The sequence below is a fragment of the Methylobacterium sp. B1 genome, from assembly GCF_000333255.1.
Lineage (GTDB): Bacteria > Pseudomonadota > Alphaproteobacteria > Rhizobiales > Beijerinckiaceae > Methylobacterium > Methylobacterium fujisawaense.
Window position 1 is genome coordinate 1 of the sequence record NZ_BACT01000518.1, and the last position, 17,593, is coordinate 17,593.

General features: G+C 70.5%; 13 protein-coding genes, 1 other RNA gene and 2 pseudogenes. 5 read left to right on the forward strand and 11 right to left on the reverse strand.

Translation table 11 applies throughout. The features are described from left to right. The 7 genes and pseudogenes from I53_RS33260 to I53_RS15300 all read right to left on the reverse strand — a co-directional run. A pseudogene (locus I53_RS33260) lies at window positions 1–277 on the reverse strand (hypothetical protein); the annotation flags it as partial. A 280-nt stretch (window positions 278–557) separates the two neighbouring features. After that, a complete protein-coding gene (locus I53_RS15280; protein WP_043352140.1) occupies window positions 558–1,571 on the reverse strand; it encodes a peptidoglycan -binding protein in 1,014 nt (337 codons plus the stop codon). Further along, window positions 1,571–2,550, reverse strand: a pseudogene (locus I53_RS15285) (flagellar motor protein MotA). Before I53_RS15285 ends, I53_RS15280 begins: the two are co-directional and overlap by 1 nt. A 206-nt stretch (window positions 2,551–2,756) precedes the next feature. Further along, entirely contained in the window at window positions 2,757–3,575 is an 819-nt protein-coding gene (locus I53_RS15290) for a TIGR00282 family metallophosphoesterase (protein ID WP_043352143.1), read from the reverse strand. Between the two features lie 3 nt (window positions 3,576–3,578). Next, a complete protein-coding gene (locus I53_RS15295) occupies window positions 3,579–4,196 on the reverse strand; it encodes a 5-formyltetrahydrofolate cyclo-ligase (RefSeq protein WP_043352144.1) in 618 nt (205 codons plus the stop codon). Continuing rightward, a non-coding RNA gene (gene ssrS, locus I53_RS31345) (6S RNA) lies at window positions 4,186–4,342 on the reverse strand. Before ssrS ends, I53_RS15295 begins: the two co-directional genes overlap by 11 nt. A 69-nt stretch (window positions 4,343–4,411) precedes the next feature. Beyond that, on the reverse strand, window positions 4,412–4,666 hold the full coding sequence (locus tag I53_RS15300; RefSeq protein WP_043352146.1) for a hypothetical protein: 255 nt from the start codon (window positions 4,664–4,666) through the stop codon (window positions 4,412–4,414). Window positions 4,667–5,108: 442 nt separating this feature from the next. Between I53_RS15300 and I53_RS15305 the strand changes: the two genes are divergently transcribed. Continuing rightward, window positions 5,109–7,214, forward strand: coding sequence for an exopolysaccharide transport family protein (locus tag I53_RS15305; protein ID WP_043352148.1), 2,106 nt, complete (start codon window positions 5,109–5,111; stop codon window positions 7,212–7,214). Then, window positions 7,211–8,515, forward strand: a complete 1,305-nt coding sequence (locus I53_RS15310; RefSeq protein WP_043352150.1) for a VpsF family polysaccharide biosynthesis protein — start codon at window positions 7,211–7,213, stop codon at window positions 8,513–8,515. The genes I53_RS15305 and I53_RS15310 overlap by 4 nt, the downstream gene beginning before the upstream one ends. Window positions 8,516–8,537: 22 nt before the next feature. Here I53_RS15310 and I53_RS15315 read toward each other — a convergent pair whose 3' ends face one another. Then, a complete protein-coding gene (locus I53_RS15315; RefSeq protein WP_043352151.1) occupies window positions 8,538–9,779 on the reverse strand; it encodes a cellulase family glycosylhydrolase in 1,242 nt (413 codons plus the stop codon). Then, on the reverse strand, window positions 9,773–10,954 hold the full coding sequence (locus I53_RS15320; protein WP_043352153.1) for a DUF1972 domain-containing protein: 1,182 nt from the start codon (window positions 10,952–10,954) through the stop codon (window positions 9,773–9,775). Before I53_RS15320 ends, I53_RS15315 begins: the two co-directional genes overlap by 7 nt. A gap of 106 nt (window positions 10,955–11,060) precedes the next feature. Between I53_RS15320 and I53_RS15325 the strand changes: the two genes are divergently transcribed. Together I53_RS15325 and I53_RS15330 are read left to right on the forward strand one after the other, a co-directional pair. Next, on the forward strand, window positions 11,061–12,326 hold the full coding sequence (locus I53_RS15325; protein WP_083936064.1) for a glycosyltransferase family 4 protein: 1,266 nt from the start codon (window positions 11,061–11,063) through the stop codon (window positions 12,324–12,326). A 313-nt stretch (window positions 12,327–12,639) separates the two neighbouring features. Then, on the forward strand, window positions 12,640–13,638 hold the full coding sequence (locus I53_RS15330) for a GNAT family N-acetyltransferase (RefSeq protein WP_043352155.1): 999 nt from the start codon (window positions 12,640–12,642) through the stop codon (window positions 13,636–13,638). 18 nt (window positions 13,639–13,656) lie between these two features. Here I53_RS15330 and I53_RS15335 read toward each other — a convergent pair whose 3' ends face one another. After that, complete coding sequence (locus tag I53_RS15335) at window positions 13,657–14,922, reverse strand: membrane protein (protein ID WP_043352162.1); 1,266 nt, start codon at window positions 14,920–14,922, stop codon at window positions 13,657–13,659. 206 nt (window positions 14,923–15,128) lie between these two features. Next, on the reverse strand, window positions 15,129–16,271 hold the full coding sequence (locus I53_RS15340) for an aminotransferase class V-fold PLP-dependent enzyme (RefSeq protein WP_043352157.1): 1,143 nt from the start codon (window positions 16,269–16,271) through the stop codon (window positions 15,129–15,131). 143 nt (window positions 16,272–16,414) lie between these two features. Between I53_RS15340 and glp the strand changes: the two genes are divergently transcribed. Then, a partial coding sequence (gene glp, locus I53_RS15345; protein WP_043352159.1) for a gephyrin-like molybdotransferase Glp occupies window positions 16,415–17,593 on the forward strand: 1,179 nt, incomplete at its 3' end.

Sequence of the window (17,593 nt, forward strand, 5' to 3'; positions counted from 1 at the left end):
TTGCGAGGAGCCCGGTCGCCTGGTCGGCCACAGCCTCACCCGCGTCCGGCGGGCCGGCAACCCTTGGGCTTGCCTGCATTTGCATCAGCCCGTCCTCGAAGACCCGCACGGCCGCGCAAATCGCGCCGGCCTCGTCATGCGGCTCCTGCTCACCCAGACACTCCATCGTATCGCGGCCCACCGGAGGGCGTCGAGCGGCGTGCCCGTCCGTGGCCGGACCGGGCAGATGGCTGACGTCGCGCCGAGCGGCGTTCGGGAACAGGTTGAGCTTCGACATCGATGACACTCCCCGGATCGCCGGCACCCTGGAGCATCAAAGATAATGAGAGGTTAAATCGATGGTCCGTCAAGACGGCCGCGAATGAACCGCAAATACAGGAGGCAAAACACGCTTCGATGATAGCATGTAAAAATTATACAGATTGAATTGGACACAAATTTTGCGTCTTTATAGCCCTCTTCGACCGGGAAGACTGGGCGATCCCGACCTCGCCGGGGGAGCCGGCTCAGATCCTGCGGCCGGATGCGCCTGAGGCCACCGGGTGGGCCGCGCAGCCCTACCGCTCGGTGAGCTTCATCTCGATCCGGCGATTGCGGGCGTAGGCCTCCTCGGTCGCCCCGGCCTCGAGAGGCTGAAATTCGCCGAAGGCACCCGCCAGGAGATGCTGCGGCGGGATCCCCTTGCCGGCGAGGTACTGGACCACCGCGATGGCGCGCGCCGCCGAGAGCGACCAGTTCGACGGGAATTGCGACGTGCTGATCGGGCGCGCATCGGTGTGCCCATCCACCCGCAGCACCCAGGGCAGATCCGCCGGGATCTGCTTGGCGAGATCCGAGATGGCCCCGGCGATGCGGTCGAGTTCCGGCCCGGCCTCAGGCTTGAGGGTCGCGGAGCCGCCCGGAAACAGCACCTCGGATTGCAGCACGAACCGGTCGCCGACCACGCGGATGTCGGGCCGGTTACCGAGGATCTGGCGCAGGCGGCCGAAGAAGTCGGACCGGTAGCGGGCCAGTTCCTGAACTTTCTGTGCGAGAGCGACGTTCAGCCGGCTGCCGAGTTCGGCGATCCGCGCCTGGGATTCCCGGTCGCGGCTCTCGGAGGCCGAGAGGGCGTCCTCCAGGGCGGCGAGCTGCCGGCGCATGGCGCTGATCTGCTCGTTCAGCAGGTCGATCTGAGACAGCGCCCGCTTCGTCGCCCCGCGTTCGGCCTCCAGCTGCTTGTCGAGCGTACCCGCGGCGCCCTGGCTGACGGTCGCGGCCTCGGCCTGCACCTTGGCCCGGTCGCGCTCGGCCTCGACGCCGGCGAGGGTCGTGCGGAGGTTCCGCGCCTCCTCCTCCTGATTCCGGCGGTTCGTCCGCTCCAAAGCGAGCAGATCGGTGAGGTCGGAGATCTGGCGGTTGAGCTTGGCCAGCGTCTCGTCCCGGCCGGTCAGCTCCTGCGACAGGAAGAACTGCCCCACCACGAACACCGTAAGCAGGAAGACCACCGAGAGGAGCAGCGTCGCCAGCGCGTCGACGTAGCCGGGCCAGACATTGAGCGTGCGCCGAGTCCGCGTCGCCGTGGAGGCCACTAGACGCGCTCCCGGCCCAGCCGGTCGAGCACCTGCTTCAACTCGCGCTCGCGACTGGCCTGCGCCTCCACCCAGTCGCGGATCATCTGCTGCTCGGCGCGCATGTGCTGGACGAGACCTTGGATGCCCTCGGCGAGATTGGTCATCGCCTGCGTCGCCGCGCGGCTCCCGCCGCCCTCGGCCACCAGAGCCGTCAGGCGGTCGACGGCGTCCTTCAATTCCTGCGTGCCCGCGGCAGGCCGCACCGCCGCGACGGTCGCCACAGCCTCGGGCGCGGTCGCGCCGGACATCAGCCAGTCCTGCAATTCGTTGTGGAACCGGGCATGGGCCTGCCCCACCTGCAGTTCCAGGAAGCCGGTGATCAGAGACGAGGCCAAGCCGAACAGCGAGGCCGAGAAGGCCAGGCCGATGCCTGAGAGCGGCACCGCAAGACCGGATTTCAGTTCGTCGAACATCACGCCGGCATCGCCGCCACCGCGCATACCCTTGATGACGCCGCCCACCGCCGACAGCGTATCGATGAGGCCCCAGAAGGTCCCGAGCAGGCCGAGCAGGATCAGGATGCCGGCGATGTAGCGCAGGATGTCGCGGCCCTCGTCGAGGCGCACCGCGATCGTGTCCAGATAGCCGGTGGTGCCCGGGAGGGTGGCGCCTCCAGCCCGCGCGGCGATCATCGGCGCCATCGGCGCCAGCAGGGCCGGCGGCCGTTTCACCGGCCCGCCGTTGGCGACGGCGTTGACGTAGGCGGTCTCGCGGAACAGCCGCACAACCTGACCGAAGGCGATCAGGACCGCGATCAGCAACACCCCGAGGATGAGACCGTTGAGTCCGGGATTGGCCAGGAAGGCCGGGGTGATCTGCCTGAACAGGATGAAGGCCAGGAAGCCCACCAGGATCAAGAAGATGACCATGCGCCCGAGATAGATCCCGGGTGTGCCAGCGGCCCCCTTTTAACGTCGCCGGTTTCTCGGGCGGCCATCCGTCGCTCTAACCTGATCTCATTACGCGGCAGCCGGATGCCGGCGCCGATCGTGGGCACTGTGGGGGTAGGCCCGCACGCGATCAAGTCTCGCGAAGGTCAGCGGGAAGCTATGCCCACCCCCTTCGGGACCGGCGACGCACAAAAGGCTTAAGACCGCCGCTTCGTCCTAAGCCGAACCGGCATCCGCAGAACCGGACGGGACGCTAATCCCAGAATTGCGGCCAGCTCTCCTCCAGATGCGGCCCGAGGCGGAGGGCTGCGACCCGCGTGGCGAGGCCGCGCGCATCCGTCTCCACCGCGATGCCGCTCAGGGTGCCCTCACCGACCGCCACCTCCCATCGGGAGCCCGGCGTCTTCTGGATCATGCGCCGGATCGGCTCGTCCTTCTGCATGCCGATCACCGAATCGTAATCGCCGCACATGCCGGCATCCGACATGTAGGCCGTGCCACCCGGCAGGATCCGGTGGTCCGCGGTGGGCGTGTGCGTGTGCGTCCCGACGACGAGGCTCGCCCGCCCGTCGAGGTAATGACCGAAGGCCTGCTTCTCGCTCGTCGCCTCGGCATGGACGTCGACGATCACGGCGTCGGCCGCCGCGCCGAGGGGGCAGGCGGTGAGCTCCCGCTCCACGGCCGTGAACGGATCGTCCATCGGGTCGAGGAAGACGCGGCCCATCACATTGACGACGAGGACGCGGGCGCCTCCCTGCGTCTCCACGACGGTCGCGCCGCGGCCCGGCGTACCCGGGGGATAGTTCGCCGGCCGCACCAGGCGTGGCTGGCGGGCGATGAAGACCATCGCCTCGCGCTGGTCGAAACTGTGATTGCCCAGCGTCACCGCATCGGCACCGGCCTGGATCAGTTCGTCGCAGATGGCCTCGGAGATGCCGAAGCCGCCGGCCGCGTTCTCGCCGTTCACCACCACGCAGTCGAGGCGCCACCGCTCACGCAGGCGCGGCAGGCGCTCGCACACGACGGTGCGGCCCGAGCGCCCGACGACGTCGCCGAGAAAGAGCAGGCGCATGGGTCAGGCGGTCCTGTCGCAGCGGATCACGCCGGACTCGGTGATCACGAACTGGAGGGGTCGGTCGTGCGGCTCGGCCGGCACCCGCTCCACCTCCTGGGCGGCGAAGCCGATGCCGACGGTCAGGACCGGACGGGTCCGGGAGAGGCGCGCGATCGCGCCGTCGTAGTAGCCGCGGCCGTATCCGATGCGCTGACCGGTCCGGTCGAAGGCGGCGAGCGGGACGATCAGCGCGTCGGGCTCCACCGGCGGAAGCGACGGATCGGGCTCGCTGAGACCGAATCGGCCGGCGATCAGGTCGTCGCCGACGCGCCATTCGCGGAACACCAGGCCGTCCGGCGTGACGTGCGGCAGGGCCACGGTTTGGGCGCGGGCGCGCAGGCCCTCGACGGCGGGGCGGGGGTCGACTTCGCTGCGGATCGGCCAGAAGGCACCCACCAGACGGGCCTGGGCAAGCTCGGGCAGCGCGAGCAGCGCGCGTCCGATCGCCGCCGAGGCGGCCTGCCGAGCCGCGGGATCGAGGGCGTCGCGGGCTGCGAGGGCAGCGCGGCGGAGTTCCGCCTTTCGGGCGACGTCCGGAGCTTCGGCGCTGGCCTGGGGAGGGGTCGGGTGCGGAGCCACGTGAGCCGTTGGAGGATCGATCCCGGGAAACCTACAGCGTAGGTGGGCGCCGTGTTGGCCAAGTCCAGGGACGAGGCCAGGGACAGCTCCCGAGGGAGTCGATAAGGCCCCGGGGATAGTGCTCCTGACGAACTCTGCAGCCCCGCTGTCATCATGTAGCGGTCCTGACCCGATCCCGCCAGGGCCGTGCGTACCAAAAACCGCAGGTCGTCGCTTCAGGCCGGCGCCGCTCCGCCGTCTTTCGCGCCGGCCGCTCGGGCCCGGGCCACCGCGAGAATCTCGATGCGGCCCTCCTCGTCGGCGACCGACTGCCACAGGCGGATCAGCTCGATGAGATCGGCCAGCGGGCGCGATGCCGGAGTCCCGAAGAAGGCCGCGACCGGCACCCCGTTCACGTCCGCGATCCGACGCAGATGGGCACTGACATCGCGCCGCCCACCGGCCCGGTCCTCGAAGCTGGCTGTCTGCATAAGAGCGCACCCAAAATTGGATCGCAGGCCGCGAAGTTAGACAATGCTACGTCGCCACGTGATCAATACAATTTATCCGATGGGATAATAGAGTATGCCGCAGCGGTTATCCACGCCGATGGCGCTCCATATCGGTGAAAGCCGCATCACGGGGGCCGCCGTCTTTGCGAGGCTGGCGAGCCGGCTAGGTCGGCCTGCCGACAGACCTCCGCGATGCGGCGACGTGTGCGAGCCGCGCGCCACCGACATGCTGTAGCAACAATCGGAACGACGCAGTCATCCGGGACCGCGCCGCGTGCCGATTGTTTACCATGCCCCCAGTCATCCGCGCGATTGAGGCGCTGATCGGGGTCCCGATACATTGTCCGCAGACTGCGCGACTCTTGCAGTAGAGAAGGCGCCCGCGAGGGACCGACCCGGATTGAGACGACGGTGACCGATCGTGGCACAGATCGACCATAACATCGCTGTCGCGACGTGGCTCGCCCCCGTGCAGCCGGCTCATCCCGAGCGTCCGGGCCCGAACCGTCCGGACACGACGGCCGAGCTGGGCGACCTGTGGCGGATCCTGTGGCGGCGCAAGTGGCTGGTCTTCGGAACGGCGCTGCTGCTCGGACTCACCGTGCTGACCTATGCCCTGATCACGCCGTCGCTCTACACGGCCACGGGACAGATCCTGATCGATCCCCGGGACCGTCAGGTCGTCACCAACGACGTCAATCCCGCCGCATTGTCGCCGGATGGTGGCATCGCGCAGGTCGAGAGCCAGGTGAAGGTGATCGAGTCGGACGCCGTCCTGGGGCGGGCGGTCGATCAGGCCGGCCTCGAGCGGGTGCCGGGCTTCGGCGTTCCGCAGGAGAGCGGCGTCACCCGTGCGTTGGCGTCCCTTCGCGAGATGCTGACCGGGCCGAGGCCGGAACGCCGCGTCGATGCGCGCGGCCGCGCCCTCGACCAGCTGCGACGCCGGCTCGCGGTCAAGCGCGCCGACAAGGTGTTCGTGATCGACCTGGTCGTCACCACGACCGATCCCGATCTCTCGGCGCGGATCGTCAATGCCATCGCGGGCGCCTACCTGACGGACCAGACCGAGGCCCGCTCGGACGCCGCCAAGCGCGCCGCGGGCGATCTGCGCGGGCGCCTCGACGAGCTGCGGAACGCCGTCAACACCGCCGACAAGAAACTGGAGGATTACAAGGCGCGCAACGGCCTCATCGCCTCCAGCGGCCGGCTGGTGAACGAGCAGCAACTCACCGACCTGAATGCGCGGCTTGTCGCGGCGCGGGCTCGGACCGCCGAGGCCAAGGCGCGCCTTCAGGGGATCCGCGACGCACGCGGGCAGGCGATCGGGTCCGGAGCGATGCCGGAAGCCGTCCAGTCCTCAGTGATCGACCGGCTCCGCGGCCAGTACGCGGAACTCGCGGCCAAGGAGGCGGACCTGCGCACCAATCTCGGCGAGCGCCACCCGTTCATCGCCGCCGTGCGCACGCAGATGCAGGACGTCCGCCGGCTGATCGACGCCGAGCTGAACCGGATCGCGGGCGCCGCCGAGACCGAGTCCCAGCGGGCCCAGGCCAACGAACGGACCCTCGCGGCGGAGCTGGAGCGCCTGCAGCGGCAATCGGCGGTCAACGCCCAGTCGTCGGTGCAGCAGCGCGAGCTGGAGCGGGAGGTCGACGCGGCGCGCTCGGTCTACAACGCCTTCCTGGTCCGCGCCCGGGAGATCAAGGAGCAGACCAGCATCGACAGCTCGAACGCGCGGATCATCACCGCGGCGCGGCCGCCGCAGGATCCGAGCTGGCCACCGCGCCTGATCCTGGTCGCCGCCGCCCTCGCCGGCGGCCTCGGCCTCGGCGCCGGTCTCGCGCTGACGCGGGAATACCTCGCGCCGACCGTGCTCTCGTCCCGGCAGTTGGAGCGCCTGTCGAACGCCCCGGTCGTCGCGGTGCTGCCCGGCCTGCGGCCGGGCGGCGCGAGCGCGAGCGCGGCGAGCATGACGCTCGATCACCTCGCCGCGACCTCAAGCAGCCGCGGCCGCTCCCTGGCGCTGCTCGTGACTTCGGGCGAATCCGACGATGCGGAGCGCCGGGCCGTGATCGCGCTGCTCGCCGCCGTGGCGGTCGGGCGCGGCGACCGGGTTTTGCGGATCGATGCCGATCTGCGATCGGACGGCTCCGGCACCGGCGGCCTGCTCGACGTGCTGCGCGGCGAGCAGAGCCTCAACGCCGTGACGCAGACCGATCCGGCCTCCGGTGCCCGCCGGATCGGACTCGGCGATACGGTGAAGCCCCTGCGCGACGCCCTGACACCCGCCAACATCGAGCGCTTCATTGCAGGCGTGAAAGGACGCTTCGACCTCGTGATCGTGGATGGCGGCGTGCTGACCGAGAATCTGCGGCTCGGCCCTCTGGCCGCCGCCGCGGACCGGCTGCTGCTGGTCGCCTGCAACGGTGCGACGCGCCAGCGCGATCTGATCGACCTCGTCGACACGTCGGAGGCCCTCGGCCGACCGGTCTCCGGCTCCCTGCTCCTCACCCGGCGCACCGCGTGAGGACCCTCCGGCAGACCGCCGTCGCGCGCCGCCGCGCCGCGGTGGCGCGCCCGGGTCCGGTTCTGCGGGTCCTTCTGCGGGTGGAAGCGGCGGCGCTGTCGCTCTGGGCCCTCCTCCTCGTCGGGGTCTCCGGCGGCCTTCTGTGGGTGCTGGGGCTCAACTACGAAGGGATCACCGGCTCGGCCGCCTCCAAGATCCACCCGGCCACCTATCTGGCGGTGATCCTGATCGGCTGGACGCTGGTACGGGCGGGCAATCCCGTGATCCCGGTGGCAGGCGCGCTGAACCGACGCCCGGCCAGCGTGCTCCTGGCCGCCTGCGGCGTGGCGCTCCTCGCGCTGATCGCGGCCCGGGGCGGCGCGGGCCTCGCCGGCTCGATCGATACCTTCGTGCTCGCCGGCCTCATCCCGATCCTGCTGATGGACCGCGACGCCGCCACGCTCGGCCGGCTGGAGACCGTCTTCCACGCGGTCATGCTCGCCAACGCCCTGCTCGGCCTGTTCGAACTGGCGAGCGGCCAGCGATTCTTCCCCTATCGGTTCGACGGCGTCGCGTTCGAATCCGACACCCGCTCGGCGGCGTTGCAGGGGCATCCGCTGGCCAACGCGACCTTGACGGCCTGCTACATCCTGGCGCTCGCCAAGGGTGGTGGCCGGCTGGCGCCGATGGCCCGCGCCGCGATGATCGGCCTCCAGCTGGTCGCCCTCGTCACGTTCGGCGGTCGCTCGGCCACCGTCACGACACTGGTTCTCGGGAGCGGCGTGGGCCTCGTGGCCCTGAACCGCACCCTGCGCACCGGCCGCGTTCCGCTGGCGGCGGCGGCCGGTGCCTGCTTCGCCCTCACCCTGCTGCCGGTTCTGGTCGCTATCCTGGCCGCTGCCGGCTTCTTCGACACCCTCCTGGACCGGTTCGTCTCGGACGGCGGCAGCGCCAAGGCCCGGGTCGACATGCTCTCGGTCTTCGACGCGATCCCGTTCCGGCAGCTCCTGCTCGGCCCCGACTTCCTGCAGGTGAACACCCTGCGCCGGATCTACGGGCTGGAATGGGGCATCGAAAATTCGATCATCTCGGCCGTGCTCTATCACGGCATCCTGGTGACGGCGGTGCTGGTGATCACGGTGGGGCTCTACCTGGCGGAGATCGCGCGGGACTGTCGGCGCGGGGTCTGGCTGCCGATCCTGGCCTTCGTGATCCTGGTGAACACCTTCGAGGGCCTGGCCGGCAAGACCACCCTGCTGGCCAAGTTCGCCCTGATGCTCATCGTGCTGTTCCCGCCCCTCCCCGCCCGGGGGCGCGCCTGATCGTGAGCGGAGGGCGGCCGTTTCAGGACCGGCTCCGGAGCCCGAGCGCTGCGACGAGGGCGGGATCGGCGACGTGCGCGTCGTCCATGAAGCCGAGGCCGTCGAAGAGATTCCAGAACGACCAGGCGAACCCATTCGTCTCGGCCGCCATCCGGACGTCGCGGATATAGGCGGCCCGGTCCGGAGCCCGGGACGCCGTGAACCGGGCATCGGTGCGCAGGGCCCCGAACTCGCCCATCAGAACGTGTCCCGGGGCGATGCCGTAGAGGTCGGCCCAGGTCGAAACCGGCGCCATCGCGTCGGCGATGTAGGCGGGGCCGGGCGCGGCCTCGAAATAGTCGCGCAGCTTCGCTTCAATCACCGCCCGATCGCGCGCCTTCTCGGCCTGCGTCACCGTGCGGTCCGCGTCCATGCGCGCCTCGACCACCGCCAGCGTCTCCCGCAGCGCGCCGCGCGTCCCGGGCCAGGGAACCGCCGTGAGCCAGCGATAGAACGGCTCCTCGGTAAGCCACGTCGCTCCCTGATGGGAGAACAGGTACGGCTCGTAGAAGTGGAACGTGTAGAGCAGCGGCGAAAACCGCGCGAGGGTGCCCGGATCGAGCGCGGTCAGGCCGGCGACGAGACTGCCGCAGGATCCCGTCGCCACCAGGGTCAGCGCCGGTGCCGCCGCCCGGGCCGCCTCGAGGAGCCTGTTCTGGACCCGATTCCAGGCGAGCGCGCCGCAGGCCTGCAGCGGCTCGTTCACCGGTTCCAGGGCCACTTGGCCGGCATCCTTCCGGGCACACAGGCGCGCGAGGGCGCCGACGAGGTCGCGATAGGCGGAGAACAGCGGCGCCCGGTCCGAACCGTAGAACGCGTCGGGCGTGTAATGGTGAGTCGCGGCATTGGCCTGGACATTGACCACGACGCGCAGCCCGGCCGCCAGGATCGCATCGATGGCGGCGGAGAGCGCATCGAACAGTTCGGTGCGCCGGGTGCCCGTGAAGGCCACGAAGGGTCCGGGATCGAGGGGCAGTCGCACGAAGTCGAAGCCGAGATCGGCGAGCTGCCCCAGGTCGCGGGGCGTGGGTATCGGCCGGCCGGCCTGGAAGGGCGGCCAGGCATAGTCGGTCCGCGGAGGCGGGTATTCGGTGGTCAGCGAGAACCACGGCCACAGGGCGATGCCCCGACGCAACGCGATCGGCGCAGGCGTCGCTCGGACGGGTCGCGCCCCCGCCGCTGCGAGGGCACCGACGAGCAGCGAGCGCCGGCTTGGGCCTACCATTCCGGACCGGCTGCGGCGCCGACGAGAACGGCGCCGGGTTCGGCGGCCGAGACGTCCGGCGCCGGCGGGTAGCCGCCGACCCGGCGCAGCGTGTCCTCATAGGAGGCCAGCACGTCGTCCCAGCGGAACCGCTCGGCGCGCCGCCGTGCGGCCTTGCGGGCCGCCGCGACCGCGGCCTCGTCGGCGAGGACATGCGCGATCTCTGCGGCGCAGCTGTCCCGATCCGAGAAGTAGAACTGATCGTCGCCGGCCGTGCCCCGGTTGAACGGATTGTCGTGGGCGATCACGGCGTTGCCTGCCCACAGCGCCTCGACCAGCGACGGGTTGGTGCCGCCCACGGTGTGACCGTGGAGATAGGCCCGCGCATGAACCCGAAGGGCCTGAACCTGCTCGGGCTCATAGATGGCGCCGGGGAACAGCACCTCGGGCGAGGCGGCATCCTCCACGGCGCGATGGTACGGGTTGCCGACATTCAGCGTGCCGAGGACGACCAGCCGCATGCCCCGGGCGCGGCGTGAGAACGCCTCGACGAGCGTCAGGATGTTGTTGTCCGGCTCGATGCGAGCGATCGAAACGAGGTAGCGATCGGGCTCGAGCCCGAGGGGCGGCGGTCCGGTTTCGGCCGGAGGGTCGCCGCCATACGGAATGGTCGTGATGGCCGCGCGCGGCCGGCGTCGGGCGAGATGGTCGGCGATCCCGGGATGGTCGGCCACCAACCGCTGCGAGGACCACGCGGCGATCCACTCGCTGACATAGAAGAAGGCGCGGACGGGCAGCGACCATTTCGGACGGCGCCACTCGATGCCGTCCATGTTCGTCACGATCCGTCCGCCGCGCGCCCGCAGGTAGGGCAGGAACACCGCACCGTTGTACCCGAGCACCAGGCACACGCCGCCGCGTGTCGCCGCATCGTGCGTGCAGATGGCGTCGAAGGCGAGAGTCGCGGCAGGGCCGCTCAGGCCGGTCTCCACGGTGATCAGTTCGACGCCGTTCCAGAGGCGAGTCGAAATGCGCTCCCGCACCGTGTCGACGTCTCGCTGACAGTACACCCCGACCTGCCATCCGCGACCGGCCAAGAACAGCGCCAGACGTTCGGCAAAAGTCTCGAAGCCGCCATGCGCAGCCGGAATTCCGCGCGTGCCAAGAATAAGTAGTTTCGGTGCGCGGTCAGCCATGGACCTTCCTTCCCAATTAAGGGCCCCTATTGTAAAGCCCGAGGATACAGTCACGGCGCCCTGCTATTACAACCGCTAGTTGCTGTAAAAATTCAGAAATAGACTTATGGTTGATAGCCCAGGATTCAAGTCGTGTCGCGTCAGCGACGACGATCGCGCCCTCGCAGCCGCCATGCGCGCGGAGGGCGACGCCACGTCGCGTCTGCGGATCACCTGCGTCCATCAGGGCTTCGAGTTGTACGGCTCGGATCGCTGCTTCATCGAGACCGTCCGGACCATCCGGGCCGCCCATCCCACCGCGCGGATCGACGTGGTGCTCCCGCGGCACGGTCCGATCGTCGCCGGGCTGGAGCCGTTCGCCAACGACATCGTCATCGCACCGCTCTGGATCCTGCGGCGCAAGAATCTGGCGCGACTCGCAACTCTGGGTCTGTTGACGCTGCCCATCGCCATAATCCGTGCGTTGCGTCGCATCCGCGCGAGCGACCTCGTCTACATCAACACCACCGTGGTGGCCGACTATCTGTTGGCCGCCCGGCTCGCGCCCGGCCGGAGCATCGTGCACGTCCACGAGATCCCCGAAGGCGTTGTGCTGAAGGTCCTGCGTGGTCTGATCCGCTGGAGCGGCGCCAACGTGGTGTTCAACTCGCGGGCCACCGAGCGAACCTACGCCCTGCCCCACGGGACCACAGCCCGCGTCGTCTACAACGGCATCGCCGGTCCGGCAGAGCCGAACCGGCCTGCGTATGACGGGTCTCGGCCGCTTCGGGTGCTGATGCTCGGCCGGATCAGCCGGATCAAGGGACAGGACGTCCTCGTGGAGGCCCTCGCCTCGCTGCCCGAACCCGTGCGCCAGCGGATCCAGGTGCGCATCGTCGGCAGCGCCTTCGAGGATGACGCCCGCGAGCAGGCCCTGGTGAAGCGGATCGCCGAGGCGGGTCTCGCCGATCAGGTCACCCTCGCGCCGTTCGTCGCCGATCCCGCGGCGCTCTACCGCTGGGCCGACGTGGTCACGATGCCGTCGCAGCGACCGGAATCCCTCGGCCGCGTGGCGATCGAGGCGATGTCCTACGGCGTTCCGCCCCTCGTCACCGCCATCGGCGGCCTTCCGGAGGTGGTGGAGGCCGGGAAGACCGGCTGGATCGTTCCGTCGGGCGGCCCGGAGCCGATCGCCGCCGTGCTGGCGGATCTGGTCGCGGACCCGGCGCGCTGGCGCGATTTCGGCCGTGCGGCGCGGGCACGCTACGAGAGCCTGTTCTCCGAAGCCTCGGCGGCCGAGGGTATCGAGGCGATCGTCCGGACGACGCTGCGCCGCCCGCGGGCGACGGATGCCGCGCGCGCCGCGGACGTTCCGGCCCGCCCGGCAGCTTAGAGCCGGCGTCCTCGCATTCGCCTCGGTTCCGATCCGGCGACGGAGCCGGTCGTGGGACCGGGCTCGCCCTCAGCGATCGGGGCCGAGCACCGCAGCCGCGCGGGGCGGGGCGGACCATACGGCAACTGACGGTCGTCCACCGCTTCGCGGATTCGCCCCGAGGCCTTGAAGGCCCGCTGGACACGACGGGGATTCGGCGCGCAGTGCGGCAGTCACCCTGTGGACGATCGGCGGCGCAAGGATGCAATGCGACCGCGCCTGATCGATGAGCGTGCAGCGCGGACAACCCTGCCTGGGCAGGACGAGGAGCGACATGGCAGCCAAGCTCGCAGTTCAGGAGACTGCGGATGCCCTGGACTGGGACAGACGGATCTGGGCTTGCCCCGGCGCCAACATCTATTGCGGCAGTCCCTGGGGCGCCTACAAGGTGCGGCGCGGATTGGCGGTGCGGCGCGCGGTGGTGACCGGCGACGGTGCGGATCTCGCCTTCATCCAGTGGCAGACCCGTCGCAAGGGGCCGGCGCGGTTCATCCACGTCCAAGGCGGCCCCTTGCTGACCCAGGCTGGGACACACCGCGCGGAGGCGGTGTTCGCGGCGTTCATCGATCACCTCGCCCTCGGTCGGCTCGACATCCTCGCCATCGACTACGAGCAGTTCGAGACCCGGGATGCGACGCTGGCTCTCCTGATGCACGGCTTCACCCCGGTGATCGGCGCCCACGATCACACTCTCGAACTCGACCTGACGCAGGATCTCGACGCCATCCAGGCCGGTATGGAGCAGCGCTGGCGCAAGGCCCTGCGCAAGGCGGAGCGCAACACCGAGGTCACGACGCATTTCCTGACAGACCGAGCCGAGCGCCTGTCGGCCTTCGACGATTTCACCGCGATGTTCGCGGCCCTGCGGGAGCGCAAGGGTTTCGCCACGACGCTGCAGCCGAAGGCCTACCGGGACATCGCGGCTGAGGACGAGCACCTGCTCTTCCTCGACGTCCGCGAGAAGGGAGAGCGCATCCTCGTGCGCATCGCGCATCTGTCGGACACGCGCTGCACGGATTTCTACACGGCCTCGAACGCGCGGGCCCGGGCGACGGGCGCCGCCACCCTCGCCGTCTGGCGCTTCGTGGAACGAGCGAAGGCGGAAGGCTGCCGCGTCTTCGATTTCGGCGGCATCGATCCGGCGGTGAACCGTCCCGTCTTCGACTTCAAGCGCGGCCTGTGCACCCACGTCGTCCAGCACAACCCGCTCTGGATCTACAGCAAGACGCCCGCGCTGCGGAAACTGGCGCCCGTCCTGCTCTCCCTCCGCTGAGCGCCGCCGCCGCGCCCTTCACAGGACGCCGACGGGCCGCGCCGGCCTCGGATGCCGGGCCAGCGTCCGAAAGGCCGAGACCGACCAGACCAGCGTGGCCACCTCGGAGGACAGCAGGCCGACGAGCGCCGTGGCGGGAGGCATCAGCAGCAGCAGCACCGGCACCATCACGGCCATGCCGAGGGCGGCGCTCGCGACCGCACCCGCCGTGATGGTCCGGAACGCCGCGGAGGCCTCCAGATAGGCCCGCGGGATCGCGTAGAGCAGCGACACGGTCACCACCGCCCAGACGCCGAGCCCGATCCAGCCCATCGGCTGGTCGGTGAACCGCCCCTTGAACAGGATGTCCTCGATCAGCGGCAGGGCGGCCGCCATCAGCGCACCATAGGCGAGACAGGCGCTGCCGAGCAGGATCCCGTTGCGGATGACGAGCCGGCGTGCGGCGTCGACCTGCCCGGCCGCGAGCAGCCGGCTGATCTCCGGCAGGATCATGTTCAGCAGCGCGCTCGCCGGGATGCGCAGCGGCGCATAGAGCACGATCGTGGCGGCGATCGGCGCGTAGGCGGCAGGCCCGGCCAGGAGCGCCAGCAGCAGGGTCAGCCCCTGCCCCTGCACGGTTAGGCTGGTGACGCCGGCCAGAGACCAAGCGAGGGTCCGCCAGATCGCCCGGTAGCGCGCCCGTGCCCGCGCGTGGAGGGAGAAGCGGATCCGCTCGCGGAGTGCCCCGTACGCCACGGCGATCGCGATCGCGTGGGCGAGTGCGATCGCCGCGAAGGCCCGATCCAGGAGCGCCGTGCCCTCGCCGTTCAGCCACCGCGCGACCAGGAGACCGCCGCAGACCGCGTAGACCAGATCGCTCAGGCCGGCGATCCGGGGACGGCCGCGGGCGAGAAGCACGATCCGCAGATAGCTCCGGAAGGCGTAGAGGCCCACGAAGGCTCCCGCCGCGAGCGCGCCGAGGCCGATCACCGGGATCAGCACCAAGCCGACGCCTGTCGCCATGACGCCCGAGACGAGCACCGCCCCCGAGCCGAACATCACGTCGTAGCCGAGCGCCGCCGGCCGCCCCAGGCTCCGGGCGACGTGAATCGTCGCCGGGACCGCGACCAGGGCCCGGATATAGGTGATGCCGACCGCACCGACCGCGAAGACGATGGCGAACAAGCCGTAATCGTGCGCGCCGAGTTCGCGCACCAGCAGGATGTTCAGGAGGAAGTGGAACAGGCTCTGGATCAGTTCGCCTGACAGGATCACGGCGAACCGCCCGGAGAGGACGGCGCGCATCGGTCCGGGCAGGCGGCGACGGCCGGGACCCGGGATCCGGAGCCAATCACCGGGACGCGGCATCGAATCGGGCATGTGGGTGTGGACAGTCTCCGTATGGGCGCGCCGACGGTGTTCCGGCACCGTCATCGAGAGCCGGCCGGTGGCGCAGCATCCGCATTCCTCCGGCTCTGCGCACGCGTCGAAGGATCCGCGCCCGATCGGTCTCAGATGACGCCCTGGCACGCGGCGCGCAGTGCGGCAATGCAGCGCGTGAGATCGTCGTCGTTCGCCCAGACATGCGGGCTGATGCGCAGGGCGCCGGAGCGCTCGCTGACGAAGACCTTGTCCTGGTGCAGGCGCCCGACGAGATCGGTCGGCATCCCCGCAGGCGGCCGCAATCCCAGGATGTGCGGTGCCCGCAAGGCCGCCGGCATCGGCGTCAGGCCGAACGCGGCGACCCCGTCCGCCAAGCGGTCTGTCAGCCCGCGTAGGCGGGCGGCGATGGCCGGCACGCGCCATTCGGCGATCAGCTCCAACCCGGCTACGGCCATGGACAACGCCACCGGATCGTAGAGTTCGCCCCGGTCGTAGCGGCGTGCGCCGACGGCCGGCGGCCGGTTCCCGACATTCTCCTCGATGGCCGCCCCGTCCTGCCGGTACGGCGCCGCGTACAGGAAGGCGAGGCCATAGGGACCGAGGGTCCATTTGTAGGTGGGGAAGGCCAGGAAATCGGGGCGCCACCGGGCGACGCTCACCGGAACGGCGCCCACGGCCTGCGTCGCGTCGATCACCAGGGCCGCGCCCGCCGCATGGACCAGGGGGGCGAGACGGTCGAGGTCGATCAGGCTGCCATCGGTCCAGTGCAGCGGGGTCAGGGTGGCGAGGGCGAGCGGCGCGGCACCCGGCCGCGTGATCGCGGCCGCGACGGCTTCGGTCCAGTCCCCGTCCGAAGGGCGCGGGATCTCCTCAACCACGAGGCCCTGTCGCTCGGCCAGGCGGTCGAAGGCGAATCGCAGGGACGGAAACTCGTCGGCCACGCGCAGCAGGCGCCCGCCCGGTCTCAAAGTCAGGTTGTGCGCGGCCACCGCCATGGCGTGGCTGACCGCGCCGACGATCGCAATATCGTCCGCGCCGGCCCCGATCAGCCGGGCGGCCGCTGCGCGCGCCCGCTCGGCCCAAGCCGGGACCACCGCGCGGGGATGGTCCCAGGGTCGGCTCTTGACCAGAATTCCCGCTTCGCCCGCCTCGCGCACGCCCCGCGGAAGCGGCGACCACGCCGCCGCGTCGAGGTAGCAGATGTCGGCAGGCATCTCGAACAGGTGGCGCTGGCAGGGAAGCGCGACAGAGACGGATTCGGGAAACGCCATGATGCGCGGGAGCCTAGAGGATCTGACCTGTCGGGACCAAGGCCCGGGCTTGATCGCGCGGCGCCGATGCCGCAAGGCGACTCGTCCCAGCCCGCGAGGCCGCCTGTGCCGACCCGCCCGCCCCCGTCTGAGCCCGCAGCGCCATGGGCCGCCTGAGCCCCGACTGCTTCGACGCCGCACCCGCGCCGATGCGGGTCGCCGACGCGGTGGCGCTGATCCGGGCGCGGCTTCCGGTCCTGTCCGGAATCGAGACGGTTCCGCTCGCGGGTGCGGATGGCCGGGTCCTCGCGGAGGACCTGATCGCGCCGCTCGATCTGCCCCCCTTCGACAACGCCGCGGTGGACGGCTACGCCCTGCGGGCCGGCGATCTCGCGGTCGAGGGCGAAACGCGCCTGCCCATCGGCGGACGCGTGCCGGCCGGCCATCCGGCCGCCGATCCGGATCCGGGCGCGGTGGTTCGGATCTTCACCGGGGCGCCGATGCCTCCTGGGACCGACACCGTCGCCATGCAGGAGGACGTGCGGATCGAGGGCGGCACCGTTGTCCTGCCCGAGGGCCTTTTGCCGGGCTCCAACCGGCGGCGGGCCGGCGAGGACGTCGCCCGCGGCAGCATCGTGATCCGCGCCGGGACCCGCCTCGGGCCGCAGCACATCGCGCTCGCCGCCGCCTGCGGCCTGCCCGCGATGCCCCTGCGGAAGCCTCTGACGGTCGCGTTGTTCTCCACCGGTGACGAGCTGACGCAGCCCGGCCAGCCGCTGTCGCCGGCCGGCATTTTCGACGCCAACCGGCCGATGCTCGCCGCGCTCCTGAAACGGCTCGGCGCCAACCCGGTCGATCTCGGCATCCTGCGCGACGAGCCGGGGCCTCTGCGGGCGCGCATCGCGGCCGCCGCCGCGTCCCACGACCTGATCCTGACATCGGGGGGCGTCTCCGTCGGCGAGGAGGATCACGTCCGCGCCGCGGTCGAGGCTTCGGGCGCGCTGACCTTCTGGCGGCTGGCGATCAAGCCCGGTCGCCCGGTGGCACTCGGAACCGTGGCCGGCACGCCCTTCATTGGCCTGCCGGGCAATCCGGCCGCTGCCTACGTGACCGCCCTTGCGGTGCTGCGTCCCCTGGTCCTGCATCTCTCCGGGGCACACGACACGGCGCCCGAGATGGCGGTCCGCAGCGGCTTCGCCCGCGAGAAGCGGCCCGGGCGGCGCGAATATCTGCGCGTCTGCCTGCGCGCCGGCCCGGACGGTCTGCCTGAGGCCGTGCCGGCGCCCGGCGGAGCTCTGTCGGGCCTTGCGGGAAGCGACGGGCTGGTCGAACTCGCCGAGGAT

Bases quoted from the DNA above. Each gene is read 5' to 3' on its own strand.
- I53_RS15290 (WP_043352143.1), bottom strand. From the start codon at position 3,575: ATGCGCCTGCTCTTTCTCGGCGACGTCGTCGGGCGCTCGGGCCGCACC.
- I53_RS15300 (WP_043352146.1), bottom strand. From the start codon at position 4,666: ATGCAGACAGCCAGCTTCGAGGACCGGGCCGGTGGGCGGCGCGATGTC.
- I53_RS15315 (WP_043352151.1), bottom strand. From the start codon at position 9,779: ATGGTAGGCCCAAGCCGGCGCTCGCTGCTCGTCGGTGCCCTCGCAGCG.
- I53_RS15320 (WP_043352153.1), bottom strand. From the start codon at position 10,954: ATGGCTGACCGCGCACCGAAACTACTTATTCTTGGCACGCGCGGAATT.
- I53_RS15325 (WP_083936064.1), top strand. From the start codon at position 11,061: ATGGTTGATAGCCCAGGATTCAAGTCGTGTCGCGTCAGCGACGACGAT.
- I53_RS15330 (WP_043352155.1), top strand. From the start codon at position 12,640: ATGGCAGCCAAGCTCGCAGTTCAGGAGACTGCGGATGCCCTGGACTGG.
- I53_RS15335 (WP_043352162.1), bottom strand. From the start codon at position 14,922: ATGCGCGCCGTCCTCTCCGGGCGGTTCGCCGTGATCCTGTCAGGCGAA.
- I53_RS15340 (WP_043352157.1), bottom strand. From the start codon at position 16,271: ATGGCGTTTCCCGAATCCGTCTCTGTCGCGCTTCCCTGCCAGCGCCAC.